At 56.6% G+C, this 17,888-nt stretch carries 12 protein-coding genes; 10 read left to right on the top strand and 2 right to left on the bottom strand.

Features of this window, described 5'->3' with window-relative positions:
• Window positions 1-16: 16 nt before the first annotated feature.
• Window positions 17-862, bottom strand: a complete 846-nt coding sequence (araC, locus tag AOY23_RS02920; RefSeq protein ID WP_054178341.1) for an arabinose operon transcriptional regulator AraC — start codon at window positions 860-862, stop codon at window positions 17-19.
• 339 nt (window positions 863-1,201) lie between these two features.
• Here araC and araB point away from each other — a divergent pair, with 339 nt between their 5' ends.
• The 6 genes from araB (at window position 1,202) to rluA (ending at window position 11,287) form a co-directional block, all read left to right on the top strand.
• Window positions 1,202-2,893 (top strand): ribulokinase, encoded by a 1,692-nt coding sequence (gene araB, locus AOY23_RS02915; RefSeq protein WP_054178340.1) that lies wholly within the window; start codon window positions 1,202-1,204, stop codon window positions 2,891-2,893.
• 10 nt (window positions 2,894-2,903) lie between these two features.
• Window positions 2,904-4,406 carry an L-arabinose isomerase gene (araA, locus tag AOY23_RS02910; RefSeq protein ID WP_054178339.1) on the top strand — a complete coding sequence of 501 codons (1,503 nt, stop codon included), beginning with the start codon at window positions 2,904-2,906 and terminating at the stop codon, window positions 4,404-4,406.
• 44 nt (window positions 4,407-4,450) lie between these two features.
• Window positions 4,451-5,146 carry an L-ribulose-5-phosphate 4-epimerase gene (gene araD, locus AOY23_RS02905; protein WP_054178338.1) on the top strand — a complete coding sequence of 232 codons (696 nt, stop codon included), beginning with the start codon at window positions 4,451-4,453 and terminating at the stop codon, window positions 5,144-5,146.
• Window positions 5,147-5,223: 77 nt separating this feature from the next.
• Window positions 5,224-7,581, top strand: coding sequence for a DNA polymerase II (polB, locus tag AOY23_RS02900; protein ID WP_054178337.1), 2,358 nt, complete (start codon window positions 5,224-5,226; stop codon window positions 7,579-7,581).
• Window positions 7,582-7,709: 128 nt separating this feature from the next.
• Window positions 7,710-10,616, top strand: coding sequence for an RNA polymerase-associated protein RapA (gene rapA, locus AOY23_RS02895; protein WP_054178336.1), 2,907 nt, complete (start codon window positions 7,710-7,712; stop codon window positions 10,614-10,616).
• Between the two features lie 11 nt (window positions 10,617-10,627).
• Entirely contained in the window at window positions 10,628-11,287 is a 660-nt protein-coding gene (rluA, locus tag AOY23_RS02890) for a bifunctional tRNA pseudouridine(32) synthase/23S rRNA pseudouridine(746) synthase RluA (RefSeq protein ID WP_054178335.1), read from the top strand.
• 29 nt (window positions 11,288-11,316) lie between these two features.
• On the opposite strand, the gene djlA is transcribed toward rluA, so the two are convergent.
• Window positions 11,317-12,132, bottom strand: a complete 816-nt coding sequence (gene djlA / locus AOY23_RS02885) for a co-chaperone DjlA (RefSeq protein WP_054178334.1) — start codon at window positions 12,130-12,132, stop codon at window positions 11,317-11,319.
• Window positions 12,133-12,355: 223 nt separating this feature from the next.
• Between djlA and lptD the strand changes: the two genes are divergently transcribed.
• Genes lptD through rsmA form a run of 4 tightly spaced genes read left to right on the top strand, consistent with a single transcriptional unit; the run spans window position 12,356 to window position 17,885 of the window.
• Window positions 12,356-14,743 carry an LPS assembly protein LptD gene (gene lptD / locus AOY23_RS02880; RefSeq protein WP_054178333.1) on the top strand — a complete coding sequence of 796 codons (2,388 nt, stop codon included), beginning with the start codon at window positions 12,356-12,358 and terminating at the stop codon, window positions 14,741-14,743.
• A 54-nt stretch (window positions 14,744-14,797) separates the two neighbouring features.
• Window positions 14,798-16,084, top strand: coding sequence for a peptidylprolyl isomerase SurA (gene surA / locus AOY23_RS02875; RefSeq protein ID WP_054178332.1), 1,287 nt, complete (start codon window positions 14,798-14,800; stop codon window positions 16,082-16,084).
• Window positions 16,084-17,067: a 4-hydroxythreonine-4-phosphate dehydrogenase PdxA gene (gene pdxA / locus AOY23_RS02870; RefSeq protein WP_054178331.1), complete on the top strand. Its 984-nt coding sequence runs from the start codon at window positions 16,084-16,086 to the stop codon at window positions 17,065-17,067. Before surA ends, pdxA begins: the two co-directional genes overlap by 1 nt.
• Window positions 17,064-17,885 carry a 16S rRNA (adenine(1518)-N(6)/adenine(1519)-N(6))-dimethyltransferase RsmA gene (rsmA, locus tag AOY23_RS02865; RefSeq protein WP_054178330.1) on the top strand — a complete coding sequence of 274 codons (822 nt, stop codon included), beginning with the start codon at window positions 17,064-17,066 and terminating at the stop codon, window positions 17,883-17,885. Before pdxA ends, rsmA begins: the two co-directional genes overlap by 4 nt.
• Window positions 17,886-17,888 lie beyond the last annotated feature (3 nt).

The following is a 17,888-nucleotide window of genomic DNA, read 5'->3' as shown; positions in this document are numbered from 1 at the left end:
CTCCCTGCCTGGCGGCTTATTCACAGCCTGCGCGAAACTCGCTCGGACTGGCACCCGTACATTTCTTAAACACCCGTGAAAAATAGAGCTGATCTTCAAAGCCGACATTGCGTCCTACGCTTGCCACCGGCATGCGGGTGGTGCTGAGCAACAGTTTCGCCTGGCTGATGCGCTGATCCTCACGCCAGCTCAACACGCTGACGCCCAGTTGCTGGCGAAACAGATGCGACAGCCGCGACGGTGACAGGCAAACATGCTGGGCGACGCGCGCAATTTCAAAATGGGGATCGGCCAGGTGATCGCTGATGTACTGGCAGGCATCGCGCACCCGGTTATCCATCGGCGGGAGCAGGGATTCGTTGATCGCCGCCATCCGCCGCAGCAGCAGCTGTTCCAGCAGGTTGATCGCCAGCAGTTCGGAGTAACGCCCGGCGCCCTGCCCGGCATCAATAATCTGACCGAATAATTCAGCAAAGCGCGCCTGATGGGCGTCGTCCGGGCGATAAAACCCGGTCTGGGCGAAGATGGTTGGCCAGCTCAGCCATTCGTGCCAGTAGGCGCGCGGCCGAAAATAAACCCACTGGTGATACCACTCTTTGGCGTCAGCGTGTCGGCCATAGTGGTGAATTTCGCCAGGGGGAAACAGGACGATGTCGCCGGGGCGGCAGACAAACTGTTTGCCGTGATTGTTAATCACCCCTTCGCCGCGGATCGTCAGATTGAGGATATAGCCTTTCATTCCCAGCGGCCGGTCGACGAAAAAATCGAGGTAACCATCCGCATCAATGGGCGTTAAACCCGCCACCAGATGAGCATTAAACGAATAGCCCGGCAGCAGGGGATCGTTTTGCGTTTCAGCCATAATTCCAGCACTCCCAGAGGACATTGTGGGAAACCAATTGTCCATATTGAATTTTCTGTTAACGGTACTGACGCTTACGCCGGGTTGCCGATGGCTGGATACTTCCAGACCCGCTCCATTCAACATTTTTTTCATCAGAAGCGGCAATCAGGCGCATTTTGGCGGGTAACGAAAGTGTCTATAAAGACGGCAGAAAAGTCCACATTGAATATTTGCACGACATCACACTTTGCAACCCCATAGCGATTTAGTCCATAAGATTAGCGAATCCAACCTGACTCTTTTCAGTCACGCTATCTACTGTTTCTCCATACCCGTTTTTCTCTATGGAGTTACACGATGGCAATAGCAATCGGCCTCGATTTTGGTAGTGATTCAGTGCGCGCGCTGGCGGTGGAATGCGCCACCGGAAAAGAACTCGCCACCTGCGTTGAGTGGTATCCGCGCTGGCAGGAGGGGCGCTATTGCGATGCGGCAAATAACCAGTTTCGCCATCATCCGCGCGATTACATCGAGGCGATGGAAAGTGCGCTGAAAAATGTGCTCTCCGAGCTGAGCGAAGCACAACGTCGGGACGTGGTCGGCATCGGCGTCGACAGCACCGGCTCCACGCCTGCGCCGGTAGATGCCGAAGGCCGAGTACTGGCGTTACGCCCGGAGTTCGCCGACAACCCGAACGCCATGTTTGTGCTGTGGAAAGATCATACTGCGGTCGAAGAAGCCGAGGAAATCACCCGTCTGTGCCATACGCCAGGGAACATCGACTATTCCCGCTATATTGGCGGTATTTATTCCAGCGAATGGTTCTGGGCCAAAATCCTCCATGTCACCCGGCAGGATCACGACGTTGCCCGCGCGGCCGCGTCATGGGTGGAATTGTGCGACTGGGTGCCTGCCCTGCTTTCCGGCACCACCGCGCCGCAGGCCCTTCGCCGCGGCCGTTGCAGCGCCGGTCACAAATCGTTATGGCATGAAAGCTGGGGCGGACTGCCGCCAGCAAGTTTCTTTGATGCCCTCGACCCATGCCTCAATCAGCATCTCGCCTGGCCGCTGTTTACTGATACGTACACCGCGGATGTGCCGGTCGGCACGCTGAGCCGCGAGTGGGCCGATCGCCTTGGCCTGGCGCAAAACGTGGTGATTTCCGGCGGCGCTTTCGATTGCCACATGGGCGCCGTCGGTGCGGGTGCGCAGCCTAACGCGCTGGTGAAAGTCATCGGCACCTCCACCTGTGACATTCTGATTGCCGATAAGCACAGCGTCGGCGAACGTACCGTGAAAGGCATCTGCGGTCAGGTGGATGGCAGCGTGGTGCCTGATTTTATCGGTATGGAGGCCGGACAATCCGCGTTCGGTGACATCTACGCCTGGTTTGGTCGCATTCTCGGCTGGCCGCTGGAGCAACTGGCAGCGCAGCATCCTGAACTGAAAAGTGAAATCAAAGCCAGTCAGAAACAGCTGCTGCCTGCGCTGACCGCCGCGTGGGCGAAAAACCCCTCTCTTGAACACCTGCCGGTCGTGCTCGACTGGTTTAACGGTCGCCGTACGCCTAACGCCAACCAGCGTCTGAAAGGGGTCATTACTGATCTGAATCTCGCGACCGACGCTCCCGCGCTGTTCGGCGGGCTGATTGCGGCAACCGCCTTCGGCGCGAGAGCGATTATGGAGTGCTTCACATCTCAAGGGATCCCGGTGAACAACGTGATGGCGCTGGGCGGTATCGCGCGGAAAAACCCGGTCATCATGCAGGTGTGCTGCGACGTGCTGAACCGTCCGCTGCAGATTGTCGCATCCGATCAGTGTTGCGCGCTGGGCGCGGCGATCTTCGCCGCCGTGGCGGCGGGCGTGTATGCGGATATCCCTGCCGCGCAACAGAAAATGGCGAGCCAGGTTGAAAGTACGCTTCAGCCGCGCCCGCAGGAGGCTCAACGCTTCGAACAGCTTTACCAGCGCTACCAGCAATGGGCGGTCAGCGCAGAACAGCATTACCTTCCGACTCAACCCGTTTCTCTGGCAGCCCTGACCCAGTAAGGATTTCAACATGACGATTTTTAATAACTATGAAGTGTGGTTTGTGATTGGCAGTCAGCACCTTTACGGCGCCGAAACGCTACGCCAGGTCACGCAACATGCTGAGCATGTGGTCAACGCCCTGAATGCGGAAGCAAAACTGCCCTGCAGATTAGTACTTAAACCGCTCGGCACCACGCCGGATGAGATCACGCAGATCTGCCGCGAGGCCAACCACGACAACAAATGTGCGGGTCTGGTGGTCTGGCTGCACACTTTCTCGCCAGCCAAAATGTGGATCAACGGGCTGACCATCCTCAACAAGCCTCTGTTGCAGTTCCATACCCAATTTAATGCCGCGCTGCCGTGGGACAGCATCGACATGGACTTTATGAACCTGAACCAGACGGCGCACGGCGGCCGTGAGTTCGGCTTCATCGGCGCGCGGATGCGCCAGCAGCACAGCGTGGTCACCGGCCACTGGCAGGACAAACAGGCCCACCAGCGAATCGGCGCGTGGATGCGTCAGGCGGTTTCGAAACAGGATACCCGTCATCTGAAAGTGGTGCGTTTCGGCGATAACATGCGCGAAGTGGCGGTCACAGACGGTGATAAAGTCGCCGCGCAGATCAAGTTCGGTTTCTCGGTGAATACCTGGGCGGTGGGCGATCTGGTGCAGGTGGTGAATGCCATCAGCGATGGCGACGTCAATGCGCTGGTCGATGAATACGAAAGCCTTTATCGCCTGACGCCTGCGGCACAAATCAACGGCGATAAACGCCAGAACGTGCTGGATGCCGCACGTATCGAACTCGGTATGAAACGCTTCCTGGAGCAGGGCGGATTCCATGCCTTTACCACCACCTTTGAAGATCTGCATGGCCTGAAACAACTGCCGGGTCTCGCGGTACAGCGCCTGATGCAACAGGGCTACGGCTTCGCCGGTGAAGGCGACTGGAAAACCGCCGCGCTGCTGCGCATCATGAAAGTGATGGCAACGGGTCTTGAGGGCGGTACCTCCTTTATGGAGGATTACACCTATCACTTCGACAACGGCAACGATCTGGTCCTCGGCTCGCACATGCTGGAAGTGTGCCCGACCATCGCCACCCCTGAAAAACCAGTTCTTGATGTGCAATACCTTGGCATTGGCGGGAAAGCCGATCCGGCACGTCTGATCTTCAACACCAGAACCGGCCCGGCCATTGTCGCCAGCCTTATTGATCTGGGCGATCGCTTCCGCCTGCTGGTCAACACTATCGAAACCGTCAAAACCCCGCACGATCTGCCGAAACTGCCGGTCGCTAACGCGCTGTGGCAGGCTCATCCGGATCTCAATACCGCGTCAGAAGCGTGGATCATTGCGGGCGGTGCACACCACACCGTGTTCAGTCATGCGTTAACGCTGGACGATATGCGTCAGTTCAGCGAACTGCATGACATCGAACTGACGGTGATTGATAACGACACTCGCCTGCCCGCCTTTAAGGACGCGCTGCGCTGGAATGAAGTGTATTACGGCAGCAAACGCTAACCCCCTCACCGGTGGCGCTGCGCCACCGGCACAAGGAGCGCACAATGCTTGAAGAACTGAAACGGCAGGTGCTGGAGGCCAATCTGGCGCTGCCGGAACACAATCTGGTGACCCTGACCTGGGGCAATGTCAGCGCGGTCGATCGCGAACATGGCGTATTTATCATTAAGCCTTCCGGCGTCGAGTACAGCGCGATGACCGCGGAGGATATGGTCGTCGTCAGCCTGGAAAGCGGTGAAGTGGTTGAGGGACGAAAAAAACCGTCGTCAGACACCCCGACCCATCGTTTGCTGTACCGCGCGTTTCCGTCCATCGGCGGTATCGTGCATACCCACTCCCGCCACGCCACCATCTGGGCGCAGGCCGGACTGCCCATCCCGGCAACCGGCACCACCCATGCCGACTATTTTTACGGCGCTATCCCCTGCACCCGCAAAATGACCGATGCGGAAATTAACGGCGAGTACGAATGGGAAACCGGAAACGTGATTGTCGAAACCTTTAAACAACACGGTCTCGACCCCGCGCAGATGCCTGGCGTGCTGGTGCACTCCCACGGCCCGTTCGCATGGGGGAAAAACGCGGAAGATGCCGTGCATAACGCCATCGTGCTGGAAGAGGTCGCTTACATGGGCATTTTCTGCCGCCAGTTAGCGCCACAACTGCCAGATATGCAGCAAACGCTGCTGGATAAACACTATCTGCGTAAGCATGGCGCAAAGGCGTATTACGGGCAGTAAAACCCTGTATAAAAACACAGCGCATTACACTGAACCAGGTTATACTAACGCCTGGTTTTGTTTTATGAGAATGCAGCGTGGCGCAGGCGCGAGAAGGTTTTTTACTCACCCGTCACTGGCGGGATACCCCACAGGGCACAGAAGTTGATTTCTGGCTGGCGACGGATCATGGCCCGCTGAAAGTGACGCTGCCGCCACAGGAATCAGTGGCGTTCATCCCTGCCCGGTTGAGTGAAAAAGTAAACCAGCTCTTGCGCGGCGAAAACGGCTGGCGTCTCGCACCACTAGAACTCAAAGATTTCCACCGTCAGCCGGTGATGGGGCTTTATTGTCGCTCCCACCGTCAATTGATGCGCCTCGACAAACTGCTGCGCGAAAACGGCGTAACGGTCTATGAAGCCGACATTCGTCCGCCGGAACGTTTTCTGATGGAGCGGTTTATTACCGCGCCGGTCTGGGTCGAAGGCGAGGCGCGTGGTGATGCGCTGGTCAACGTCCGAATGAAACCCAGTCCGCACTATCGCCCGCCGCTGAAATGGGTCTCGCTGGATATCGAAACCAACCGTCACGGCGAGCTCTACTGCATCGGGCTCGAAGGCTGCGGCCAGCGCACGGTGTATATGCTCGGCCCGCAAAATGGCGATCCATCCGGGCTGGATTTCCGGCTGGAATATGTCAACAGCCGCCCGCAACTGCTGGAAAAACTTAACGCCTGGTTTGCCGAACACGATCCGGACGTTCTTATCGGCTGGAGCGTGGTGCAGTTCGATTTACGCGTTCTGCAAAAGCATGCCGAGCGTTACCGCGTCCCGCTTCTGCTGGGCCGCAATGGCAGCGAAATCGAGTGGCGGGAACACGGTTTTAAAAATGGCGTATTCTTTGCCCAGGCCGATGGACGGGTGATTATCGACGGCATCGAAGCGCTGAAATCGGCGTTCTGGAGCTTCTCCTCCTTTTCTCTGGAAGCCGTTTCCCAGGAACTGCTCGGCGAAGGCAAATCCATCGATAACCCGTGGGACAGGATGGATGAAATTGACCGCCGTTTCGCCGAAGATAAACCCGCGCTGGCCACTTATAACCTGAAAGACTGTGAACTGGTCACGCGCATTTTCCATAAAACGGACATCATGCCGTTTTTACTGGAACGCGCCACCGTCAATGGTTTGCCGGTCGATCGTCACGGCGGTTCTGTCGCCGCCTTCAGCCATCTCTATTTTCCGCGCATGCACCGCCTGGGGTATGTCGCTCCCAATCTGGGTGAAGTGCCGCCGCAGGCCAGTCCCGGCGGGTATGTGATGGATTCACGGCCCGGTCTCTATGATTCGGTGCTGGTGCTTGATTACAAAAGTCTGTACCCGTCCATTATCCGCACCTTTCTCATCGATCCTGTCGGGTTAGTCGAGGGGATGGCGCAGCCGGATCCTGAGCACAGTACGGAAGGGTTTCTCGGTGCTCGGTTTTCACGAGAAAAGCATTGTCTGCCGGGGATCGTCAGCCAGATCTGGCACGGCCGGGACGAGGCGAAACAGCATAAAAACAAGCCGCTGTCACAGGCGCTGAAGATCATCATGAACGCCTTTTACGGCGTGCTGGGCACCAGCGCGTGCCGCTTTTTTGACCCGCGACTGGCGTCGTCGATCACCATGCGCGGCCATGCGATCATGCGCCAGACAAAAGCGCTGATCGAATCGCAGGGTTATGACGTGATTTATGGCGATACCGATTCCACCTTCGTCTGGCTCAAACGCGCGCATACGGAAGAAGATGCGGCACAGATCGGCCAGCAACTGGTGAAACATGTCAATGCATGGTGGGAAACGGAACTGCAAAAAGAGGGGCTGACCAGCGCGCTGGAGCTGGAGTTCGAAACCCATTTTTGTCGCTTTTTGATGCCAACCATTCGCGGTACCGAAACCGGCAGTAAAAAGCGTTACGCGGGCATGATTCAGGAAGGCGACAGCCAGCGCATGCTATTTAAAGGGCTGGAAACCGTGCGCACTGACTGGACGCCGCTGGCGCAGCAGTTCCAGCAGACGCTCTATTTGCGCATCTTCCGCAATGAACCTTATCGCGACTACATTCGTGAAACGATCGATAAGCTGATGGCTGGCGAGCTGGACGAACAGCTGGTCTACCGTAAGCAGCTCCGGCGTCCGCTGGCAGAGTATCAGCGCAACGTGCCGCCACATGTGCGCGCGGCGCGACAGGCGGATGAACACAACGCCCGACTGGGCCGCCCGTTGCAGTATCAGCGTCGCGGCTCCATCAAGTACGTCTGGACGACCAGCGGCCCTGAGCCAGTGGCCTATCAGCAGTCGCCGCTCGATTATGAGCACTATTTGTCAAAACAATTACAACCCGTTGCGGATGGAATACTCCCTTTCGTCGACGACGACTTTGCTACAATACTGACAGGGCAAATGGGGCTGTTTTGACAGGTGACTAAGTCATCGGCTTCCAGTACCATAGCGCCCTTTCCATTCCTGGCCCCAATTTTGATTACCGTCAGCAGTACCGACGGTGATGAACTATTGCCTGCAATTAAAGATAGAGCCGAACACTTATGCCTTTTACACTTGGTCAACGCTGGATTAGCGATACAGAGAGCGAACTGGGATTAGGAACCGTCGTAGCGCTGGATACGCGCATGGTGACCCTTCTTTTCCCGGCGACAGGTGAAAACCGTCTGTACGCACGCAACGACTCCCCTATCACCCGCGTCATGTTTAACCCGGGCGACACCGTCACCAGCCACGACGGCTGGCAGCTCCTCGTTGATGAAGTTATTGAAGAAAAAGGCCTGCTGGCCTATATCGGTACCCGCCAGGACACGCAGGAAACCAACGTCACACTGCGCGAAGTGCTGCTCGACAGCAAACTGGTGTTCAGCAAACCGCAGGATCGCCTGTTCGCCGGGCAGATTGACCGGATGGATCGCTTCGCCCTGCGCTACCGTGCCCGTAAATACCAGAGCGAGCAGTACCGGATGCCGTGGAGCGGTCTGCGCGGTCAGCGCACATCCCTGATCCCGCATCAGTTGCACATCGCCCACGACGTCGGCCGTCGCCACGCGCCGCGTGTACTGCTGGCGGATGAAGTCGGTCTCGGCAAGACCATTGAAGCCGGGATGGTGCTGCATCAGCAATTGCTGTCTGGTGCCGCCGAGCGCGTGTTGATTATCGTGCCGGAAACCCTGCAACATCAATGGCTTGTCGAAATGCTGCGTCGCTTCAACCTGCGGTTTGCGCTGTTTGACGACGAACGCTACGCCGAAGCTCAGCACGATGCTGACAACCCGTTTGAGACTGAACAACTGGTTATCTGCTCTCTCGATTTCGTGCGCCGTAATAAAGAGCGTCTGGAACACCTGTGCGACGCCGAATGGGATCTGATGGTGGTCGATGAAGCCCACCATCTGGTGTGGAGCGAAGCTGCGCCGAGCCGTGAATATCAGGCCATTGAGCAACTGGCTGCCCGTGTACCGGGTGTGCTGCTGTTGACGGCAACCCCTGAACAGCTCGGGATGGAAAGCCACTTCGCCCGTCTGCGCCTGCTGGATCCAGGCCGTTTTCACGACTTCGCCCAGTTTGTCGCCGAACAGAAAAATTATCGCCCGGTCGCCGATGCCGTTGCATTGCTGCTGGCGGGCACGCGTCTGAATGACGAACAACTGAATACCTTTGGCGATCTGATTGGCGAGCAGGATATTGAACCGTTGCTGCAGATGGCGAACAGCGATCGCGACGGTGCCGAAGACGCGCGTCAGGAGCTGATCACCATGCTGATGGACCGACACGGCACCAGCCGCGTGTTGTTCCGTAACACCCGCAACGGCGTGAAAGGTTTCCCGAAACGCGAACTGCATACGATTAAACTGCCGCTGCCGACACAGTATCAGACGGCGATTAAAGTCTCCGGCATCATGGGCGCGCGAAAAAGTGCTGAAGAGCGCGCCCGCGACATGCTCTACCCGGAACAGATCTATCAGGAATTTGAAGGTGACAGCGGCACCTGGTGGAACTTCGACCCGCGCGTCGAATGGCTGATGGGCTACCTGACCAGCCATCGTTCACAGAAGGTACTGGTGATTTGCGCCAAAGCCACCACAGCGCTCCAGCTGGAACAGGTGCTGCGTGAGCGTGAAGGCATTCGCGCTGCCGTCTTCCACGAAGGGATGTCGATTATCGAGCGCGACCGCGCTGCCGCCTGGTTTGCCGAAGAAGATACCGGTGCGCAGGTGCTGCTGTGTTCCGAAATCGGTTCTGAAGGCCGCAACTTCCAGTTTGCCAGCCACCTGGTAATGTTCGATCTGCCGTTTAACCCGGATCTGCTGGAGCAGCGCATCGGGCGTCTTGACCGTATCGGTCAGGCGCACGACATTCAGATCCACGTTCCGTATCTAGAAAAAACCGCCCAGTCAGTACTGGTACGCTGGTATCACGAAGGCCTGGATGCATTCGAGCACACCTGCCCGACCGGTCGGGCGATTTACGACAGCGTTTACAGCCAGCTGATTAGCTATCTGGCGGCGCCGGAAGAGAGCGACGGTTTTGACGATCTGATCAAATCCTGCCGCGAACAGCATGATGCCCTGAAAGCGCAACTGGAGCAGGGCCGCGATCGCCTGCTGGAAATTCATTCCAACGGCGGCGAAAAAGCGCAGCAGTTAGCGGAGAGCATTGAACAGCAGGATGACGATACCGGACTGATTAACTTCGCCATGAACCTGTTCGACATTATCGGCATCAATCAGGACGATCGCGGCGAGAATATGATTGTTCTGACGCCGTCCGATCACATGCTGGTGCCGGATTTCCCTGGCCTGCCGGAAGATGGCTGCACCATCACGTTTGAGCGTGACGTCGCGCTGTCCCGTGAAGACGCGCAGTTCATCACCTGGGAGCACCCGCTGATCCGCAACGGTCTTGATCTGATCCTCTCCGGCGATACCGGTAGCAGCACCATTTCGCTGTTAAAAAACAAAGCCTTGCCAGTGGGAACACTGCTGCTGGAGCTGATTTACGTCGTCGAAGCGCAGGCGCCGAAACAGTTGCAGCTTCACCGCTTCCTGCCGCCAACGCCGGTGCGTATGCTGCTCGATAAGAACGGCAATAACCTGGCCGGTCAGGTGGAGTTTGAAAGCTTCAACCGTCAGTTGAGCGCAGTGAATCGCCATACCGGCAGCAAGCTGGTGAATGCCGTGCAGCAGGACGTGCATGCGATCCTGCAACAGGGTGAAGCTCAGGTGGAAAAAGCCGCCCGCACGCTGATTGATGCGGCCCGTCGCGAAGCGGATGATAAGCTGAGCGCTGAACTGTCGCGTCTGGAAGCGCTGAAAGCCGTCAATCCGAACATCCGTGACGACGAACTGGCGGCGATCGAAAGCAACCGTCAGCAGGTGCTGGAAAGCCTGTCACAGGCTGGCTGGCGTCTGGATGCGCTGCGTCTGGTTGTGGTAACGCACCAGTAACAGGAGCCCCTATGGGAATGGAAAACTATAATCCGCCAACCGAGCCCTGGCTGGTCATCCTCTATCAGGATGACCATATCATGGTGGTCAACAAGCCCAGCGGGTTGCTGTCCGTGCCCGGCCGCCTGGACGAACATAAAGACAGCATCATGACCCGCATTCAGCGTGATTATCCGCAGGCGGAGTCAGTGCATCGTCTGGATATGGCGACCAGTGGCGTGATTGTCGTCGCCCTGACCAAAAACGCGGAACGCGAGCTGAAACGCCAGTTCCGCGAACGCGAGCCGAAAAAACAGTATGTGGCGCGCGTGTGGGGGCACCCTGAAAACGTCGAAGGGATCGTGGATTTACCGCTGATTTGCGACTGGCCGAACCGGCCAAAGCAGAAGGTGTGTTATGAAACGGGGAAAGCGGCGCAAACCGGGTATGAGGTGGTGGAATATGCGAGCGATAACACCGCCCGCGTGGTGCTGAAACCGATAACCGGGCGCTCCCATCAGCTGCGCGTGCATATGCTGGCACTCGGGCATCCTATTCTTGGCGATCGCTTCTACGCGTCTCCGCAAGCGCTGGCGATGGCGCCGCGTCTGCTGCTGCATGCGGAAACATTGACGATCACCCATCCGGCCTACGGCAACAGCATGACGTTTAAAGCGCCGGTCGATTTCTGAATGCACGCCCCTTTGCCGGGGCGTGAGAATTATTTAATCCCTTTCTGCTCTTTAATCAGTTCGTACGCTTTCTGAATTTCCTGCGCTTTTTGTTTCGCCATTTCCATCATTTCCGGCGGTAAACCTTTCGCCACCAGCTTATCCGGGTGATGTTCCGCCATCAGCTTGCGGTAAGCGCGTTTGATCGTGGCGTTATCATCCGTTGGTTTCACGCCTAAGACGTTGCAGGCATCTTCCAGCGTCGGCCCGCGCTGGGCCTGTTGCCAGCCGCCGCCCTGCGACTGCTGCTGATAGCCGCCACCAAACTGAGCGCCGCCCTGCATCATGCGCAGGAACATGTCAAACTGCTGGCGGGAGATCCCGAGCTCGTCGGCGATGACATACAACACCTCGCGCTCGTTCGGATGCAAATTACCGTCCGCGAAAGCGGCCTGGATTTGAATTTCCAGAAACATCCTAATTAAATCAAAGCGCCCAAAACAGACGCTGCGCAGCTGGCGCATCTTTTCCCGCAGCGGATAATTATCCGCTTTGCCGACGCGAAACGCTTGCTGTGCCGCCTCGCGGGATTCGCCATGCAGGTTCATGCGATCCATTAACTGCGTGGCGATATGGATATCCGCTTCGGTGACGCGACCTTTCGATTTGGTCAGGTGTCCCATGACTTCAAAGGTGGTCGCAAAGAATAACGACTGGCGTGCCTGCTGATTAGCAAAACCATGTAATCTGCGTGCGCGAGCCTGATCGAACATGTGTCCGACCAGAAAACCGAGTACGACACCCCAGAAGCCGCCACCCATCATCAGTGCGATAGCAACACCAATCACTTTTCCCCAATACTGCATATACTCCCCAAATCGTCCAATTCGTCATGCCAGCGGCTAAAATTTGCATTATCATACTCGTCATTCGACACGGTGCCTAACACCTCCGGCGTGAAACGGACATATATACAGCATCATTTGGATGCCGATGGCGAGGATAAAGACTAGCGTCATGATGATGAGTACGTTAGTCTCTGACCGTTTGCCAGCAATGCCACAGATGACGGAACAACAAATACAACGTATGAAAAAACGTATTCCCACCCTACTGGCGACCATGATTGCCAGCGCTTTATACAGTCAGCAGAGTCTGGCTGCCGATCTCGCATCACAATGTATGCTGGGCGTACCAAGTTATAACCGTCCTCTGGTGCAAGGCGATACGAACAATCTGCCGGTCACTATTAATGCCGATCATGCAAAAGGGGATTACCCCGATAACGCGGTATTTACCGGCAATGTCGATGTGAATCAGGGGAACAGTCGCCTGCAGGCGGATGAGATCCAGCTTCATCAGAAACAGGCAGAAGGCCAGGTTGACCCTGTGCGCACGGTCGACGCACTGGGCAATGTACACTACGACGACAATCAGGTAATCCTGAAAGGTCCGAAAGCCTGGTCGAATCTGAACACCAAAGACACTAACGTCTGGGAAGGCGATTACCAGATGGTGGGGCGTCAGGGGCGTGGTACCGCTGACGTCATGAAACAGCGTGGCGAAAACCGCTATACCATTCTGGATAACGGCACGTTCACCTCCTGTCTGCCGGGGTCGAATACCTGGAGCGTGGTGGGTAGCGAAGTCATTCATGACCGCGAAGAGCAGGTCGCGGAAATCTGGAACGCGCGTTTTAAACTCGGTCCGGTTCCGGTCTTTTACAGCCCTTATCTGCAGTTGCCGGTGGGTGACAAGCGTCGTTCAGGCTTCCTGATCCCTAACGCGAAGTACAGCACCACCAACTATTTCGAGTTTTATCTTCCGTATTACTGGAACATCGCGCCGAACTTCGATGCCACCATTACGCCGCACTACATCCACAAACGCGGCAATATCCAGTGGCAGAACGAATTCCGCTATCTGACGCAGGCCGGTTCAGGTCTGGTCGAATTTGATTATCTGCCTTCGGACAGCGTGTATCAGGACGAATACAACGCCGGGCAGCATCCGGGCGAAGACAGCAAGCACCGCTGGTTGTTCTACTGGCGACATGCGGGCGTGATGGATCAGGTGTGGCGCTTCAACGTCGACTACACCAAAGTCAGCGACTCCGACTACTTTAACAATTTCGATTCAAAATATGGCTCCAGTACCGATGGCTACGCGACGCAAAAATTCAGCGTCGGCTATGCGTTGCAGAACTTCAACGCCACGGTGTCGACCAAGCAATTCCAGGTGTTCAGCAGTTCGTCCCGTAGCAGCTATTCTGCGGAACCGCAACTGGACGTCAACTGGTACCAGAACGATGTCGGGCCGTTCGACACGCGCATTTACGGTCAGGCGGTTCACTTTGTGAATACCCAATCGAACATGCCGGAAGCGACCCGAGTTCACCTCGAGCCGGTCATCAATCTGCCGCTGTCGAACGAGTGGGCCAGCCTCAACACCGAGGCCAAGCTGATGGCGACGCACTACCAGCAGAGCAACCTCGAAACATGGAACGGAAACAGCGACAACATAAACAACCAGCTTGATGAGTCCGTGAGTCGCGTACTGCCGCAGTTTAAAGCCGATGGCAAAATGGTCTTTGAACGTGACATGAACTGGGAAGAAGGCTATTCCCAGACGCTGGAACCGCGCGTGCAGTACCTGTACGTGCCGTATAAAGACCAGAGCAATATCAATAACTACGACTCCTCGTTGCTGCAGTCTGACTACAGCGGCCTGTTCCGCGACCGCACCTACGGTGGTCTCGACCGTATCGCGTCAGCCAACCAGGTCACGACCGGCGTCACAACTCGCGTTTATGATGCCGCTGCCGTTGAACAATTTAACGTTTCAGTAGGTCAAATTTACTATTTCACCGAGTCTCGTACCGGTGATGACAATATCAACTGGGAAAAAGACAATAAAACCGGCTCGCTGGTGTGGGCGGGCGATACTTACTGGCGCATCTCCGATCGCTGGGGTCTGCGTGGCGGTGTACAGTACGATACCCGTCTGGACAATATCGCCAACAGCTCCGCGACCATTGAATATCGTCGTGATGAAGACCGTCTGATTCAGTTTAACTATCGCTACGCCAGCCCGGAATATATCCAGGCGACGTTACCGAAAAACCCGCAAGATCTGACCTGGGAGTCTGCCCAGTACAAAGACGGGATTTCTCAGGTGGGCGCGGTGGCAAGCTGGCCGTTGGTTGACCGCTGGTCAATCGTCGGCGCTTACTACTTCGACACCAATACAAACAAACCTGCCGACCAGATGCTGGGCGTGCAGTACAACTCCTGCTGTTATGCGATCCGCGTCGGTTACGAGCGCAAACTTAACGGCTGGGATTCACAAAACAACCAGAGCAAATACGACAACGTTATTGGCTTCAACATCGAGCTCCGTGGCCTCAGCTCCAACTACGGCCTGGGCACACAGCAGATGCTGCGCTCGAATATTCTGCCGTACCGTAGTTCCTTGTAATGACATTAATTTGCAACGAAAACCGCCATTAGGGCGGGTAAAAATGGAAAAAGTATGAAGAACTGGAAAACGCTGCTTCTCGGTCTCGCTATGATAGCGAATACCAGCTTCGCGGCCCCGCAGGTTGTCGATAAAGTAGCTGCCGTCGTCAATAACGGCGTCGTGCTGGAAAGCGACGTTGATGGTTTGATGCAATCGGTGAAACTTAACGCCGGTCAGGCCGGGCAACAGTTGCCGGATGACGCCACGTTGCGCCATCAGATCCTCGAACGTCTGATTATGGACCAGATTGTTTTGCAGATGGGCCAGAAAATGGGCGTCAAGGTCACTGACGAGCAGCTCGATCAGGCGATCGCCAATATTGCCAAACAGAACAATATGTCGATGGATCAGATGCGCAGCCGTCTGGCCTATGACGGGATCAACTACAACACCTACCGCAACCAGATCCGCAAAGAGATGATCATCTCTGAAGTGCGTAACAACGAAGTGCGTCGCCGCATTACCGTGCTGCCGCAGGAAGTTGAGTCGCTGGCGAAGCAGGTGGGTAACCAGAACGATGCCAGCACAGAGCTGAATCTGAGCCATATCCTGATCGCGCTGCCGGAAAACCCGACCTCCGATCAGGTCAACGAAGCCGAAACGCAGGCGCGTTCTATTGTCGATCAGGCGCGTAACGGCGCGGACTTCGGCAAACTGGCGATCACATATTCTGCTGACCAGCAGGCGCTGAAAGGCGGCCAGATGGGTTGGGGTCGTATTCAGGAACTGCCGTCTATCTTCGCTCAGGCGCTGAGCACCGCGAAGAAAGGCGATGTGGTTGGCCCTATCCGTTCCGGCGTCGGTTTCCACGTGCTGAAAGTGAATGACCTGCGCGGTCAGTCGCAAAGCATTTCGGTCACCGAAGTGCATGCCCGCCACATCCTGCTGAAGCCATCGCCAATCATGAGCGACGACCAGGCACGTGCGAAGCTTGAACAAATCGCGGCGGATATCAAGAGCGGCAGAACCAGTTTTGCTGACGCGGCGAAAGAGTTCTCTCAGGATCCCGGTTCGGCTAACCAGGGCGGCGATTTGGGCTGGGGCGCGCCAGATATGTACGATCCGGCGTTCCGTGATGCGCTGCTTAAACTGAACAAAGGCCAGATGAGCGGCCCGGTTCACTCTTCCTTCGGCTGGCATCTGATCGAACTGCTGGATACCCGCAACGTTGATAAAACCGACGCGGCGCAGAAAGACCGCGCTTACCGCATGCTGATGAACCGTAAGTTTGCGGAAGAAGCCGCCACCTGGATGCAGGAACAACGCGCCAGCGCGTATGTGAAAATTCTGAGCAACTAATGACATATCGTGTCGTAATCACTCCCGGCGAACCTGCCGGGATTGGCCCGGACCTCGTCGCCCAGCTCGCACAACGCGACTGGCCGGTCGAGCTGGTCGTTTGTGCCGATGGCGATTTACTGATAAACCGGGCGGCAACGCTCGGTTTGCCGTTGACGCTCCTGCCCTATTCCCCCGGGCAACCCGCACGCCCGCAGCGCGCGGGCACGCTAACCCTTCTGCCTGTCGCCCTGCATGCTCCCACGGAACCTGGTGTGCTCAACGTGCTCAACGGCCCCTATGTGGTCGAAACACTGGCGCGCGCCTGTGATGGCGCGGTGAGCGGCGAGTTTGCCGCGTTGATCACCGGCCCGGTGCATAAGGGGATCATCAACGATGCGGGGATCGCGTTTACCGGCCATACCGAGTTCTTTGAAGAACGTTCGCGGGCCAGCAAAGTGGTCATGATGCTGGCGACCGAAGAATTACGGGTGGCGCTGGCGACCACGCATCTGCCGCTGAAAGCCATCAGCGACGCCATCACGCCGGATCTGCTGCGCGACGTGATCACCATTCTGCATGACGATCTGCAAAACAAATTTGGTATTGCGCAGCCGCACGTGCTGGTGTGCGGTCTGAATCCACACGCCGGTGAAGGCGGCCATATGGGTACGGAAGAGATAGACACCATCATTCCGGTGCTTGAAGAGATGCGCGCGAAGGGAATGCACCTGAGCGGTCCGCTACCTGCCGATACGCTCTTTCAGCCGAAGTATCTCGACCATGCGGATGCCGTGCTCGCAATGTACCATGATCAGGGCCTGCCCGTGCTAAAATACCAGGGCTTTGGCCGTGGCGTAAACATTACGCTGGGTCTACCTTTTATTCGAACTTCCGTTGACCACGGCACCGCGCTTGATCTGGCGGGCAAAGGCGAAGCGGAAGTCGGCAGTTTTATTACGGCGCTTAATCTCGCCATCAAAATGATTGTTAACTCTCAATGAATAATCGAGTCCATCAGGGCCACTTAGCCCGTAAACGTTTCGGGCAAAACTTCCTCAACGATCAGTTTGTGATCGAAAGTATCGTCTCGGCGATCAATCCACAGAAAGGCCAGGCGATGGTTGAAATCGGCCCGGGTCTCGCGGCGCTGACGGAACCGGTCGGCGAACGGCTGGATAAACTCACCGTTATCGAGCTTGACCGCGACCTGGCGGCACGCCTGAAAACGCATCCGTTCCTCGGGCCGAAGCTGACGATTTACCAGCAGGACGCCATGACCATGGACTTCGGTAAGCTGTCGCAGGAGCTGGGTCAACCGCTGCGCGTCTTTGGCAACCTGCCCTATAACATCTCCACACCGCTGATGTTCCACCTGTTTAGCTATACTGATGCGATTGCGGACATGCATTTCATGCTGCAAAAAGAGGTGGTTAATCGTCTGGTTGCAGGACCAAACAGTAAGGCGTATGGTCGATTAAGCGTCATGGCGCAGTATTACTGTCAGGTTATCCCGGTGCTGGAAGTGCCGCCTGGCGCGTTTACGCCGCCACCAAAGGTGGATTCCGCCGTGGTGCGTCTGGTACCTCACGCGGTAATGCCGCATCCGGTGAAAGAGGTGCGCGCCCTGAGCCGCATCACCACCGAAGCGTTTAACCAGCGCCGTAAAACGATCCGCAACAGTCTGGGGAATGTCTTCAGCGTTGAGGTTCTGACTGAGTTGGGAATCGATCCGGCCATGCGCGCCGAGAATATTTCGGTCGCGCAGTACTGCCTGCTGGCAAACTGGCTGACCGACAATGCCCCCACGAAAGAGAGCTAAAGT

It is taken from the genome of Trabulsiella odontotermitis (assembly GCF_001297775.1).
Taxonomy (GTDB): Bacteria; Pseudomonadota; Gammaproteobacteria; order Enterobacterales; family Enterobacteriaceae; genus Trabulsiella; species Trabulsiella odontotermitis.
Note: the sequence above shows the minus strand (reverse complement) of the source record. Positions and strands in the feature narration are given on the sequence as shown.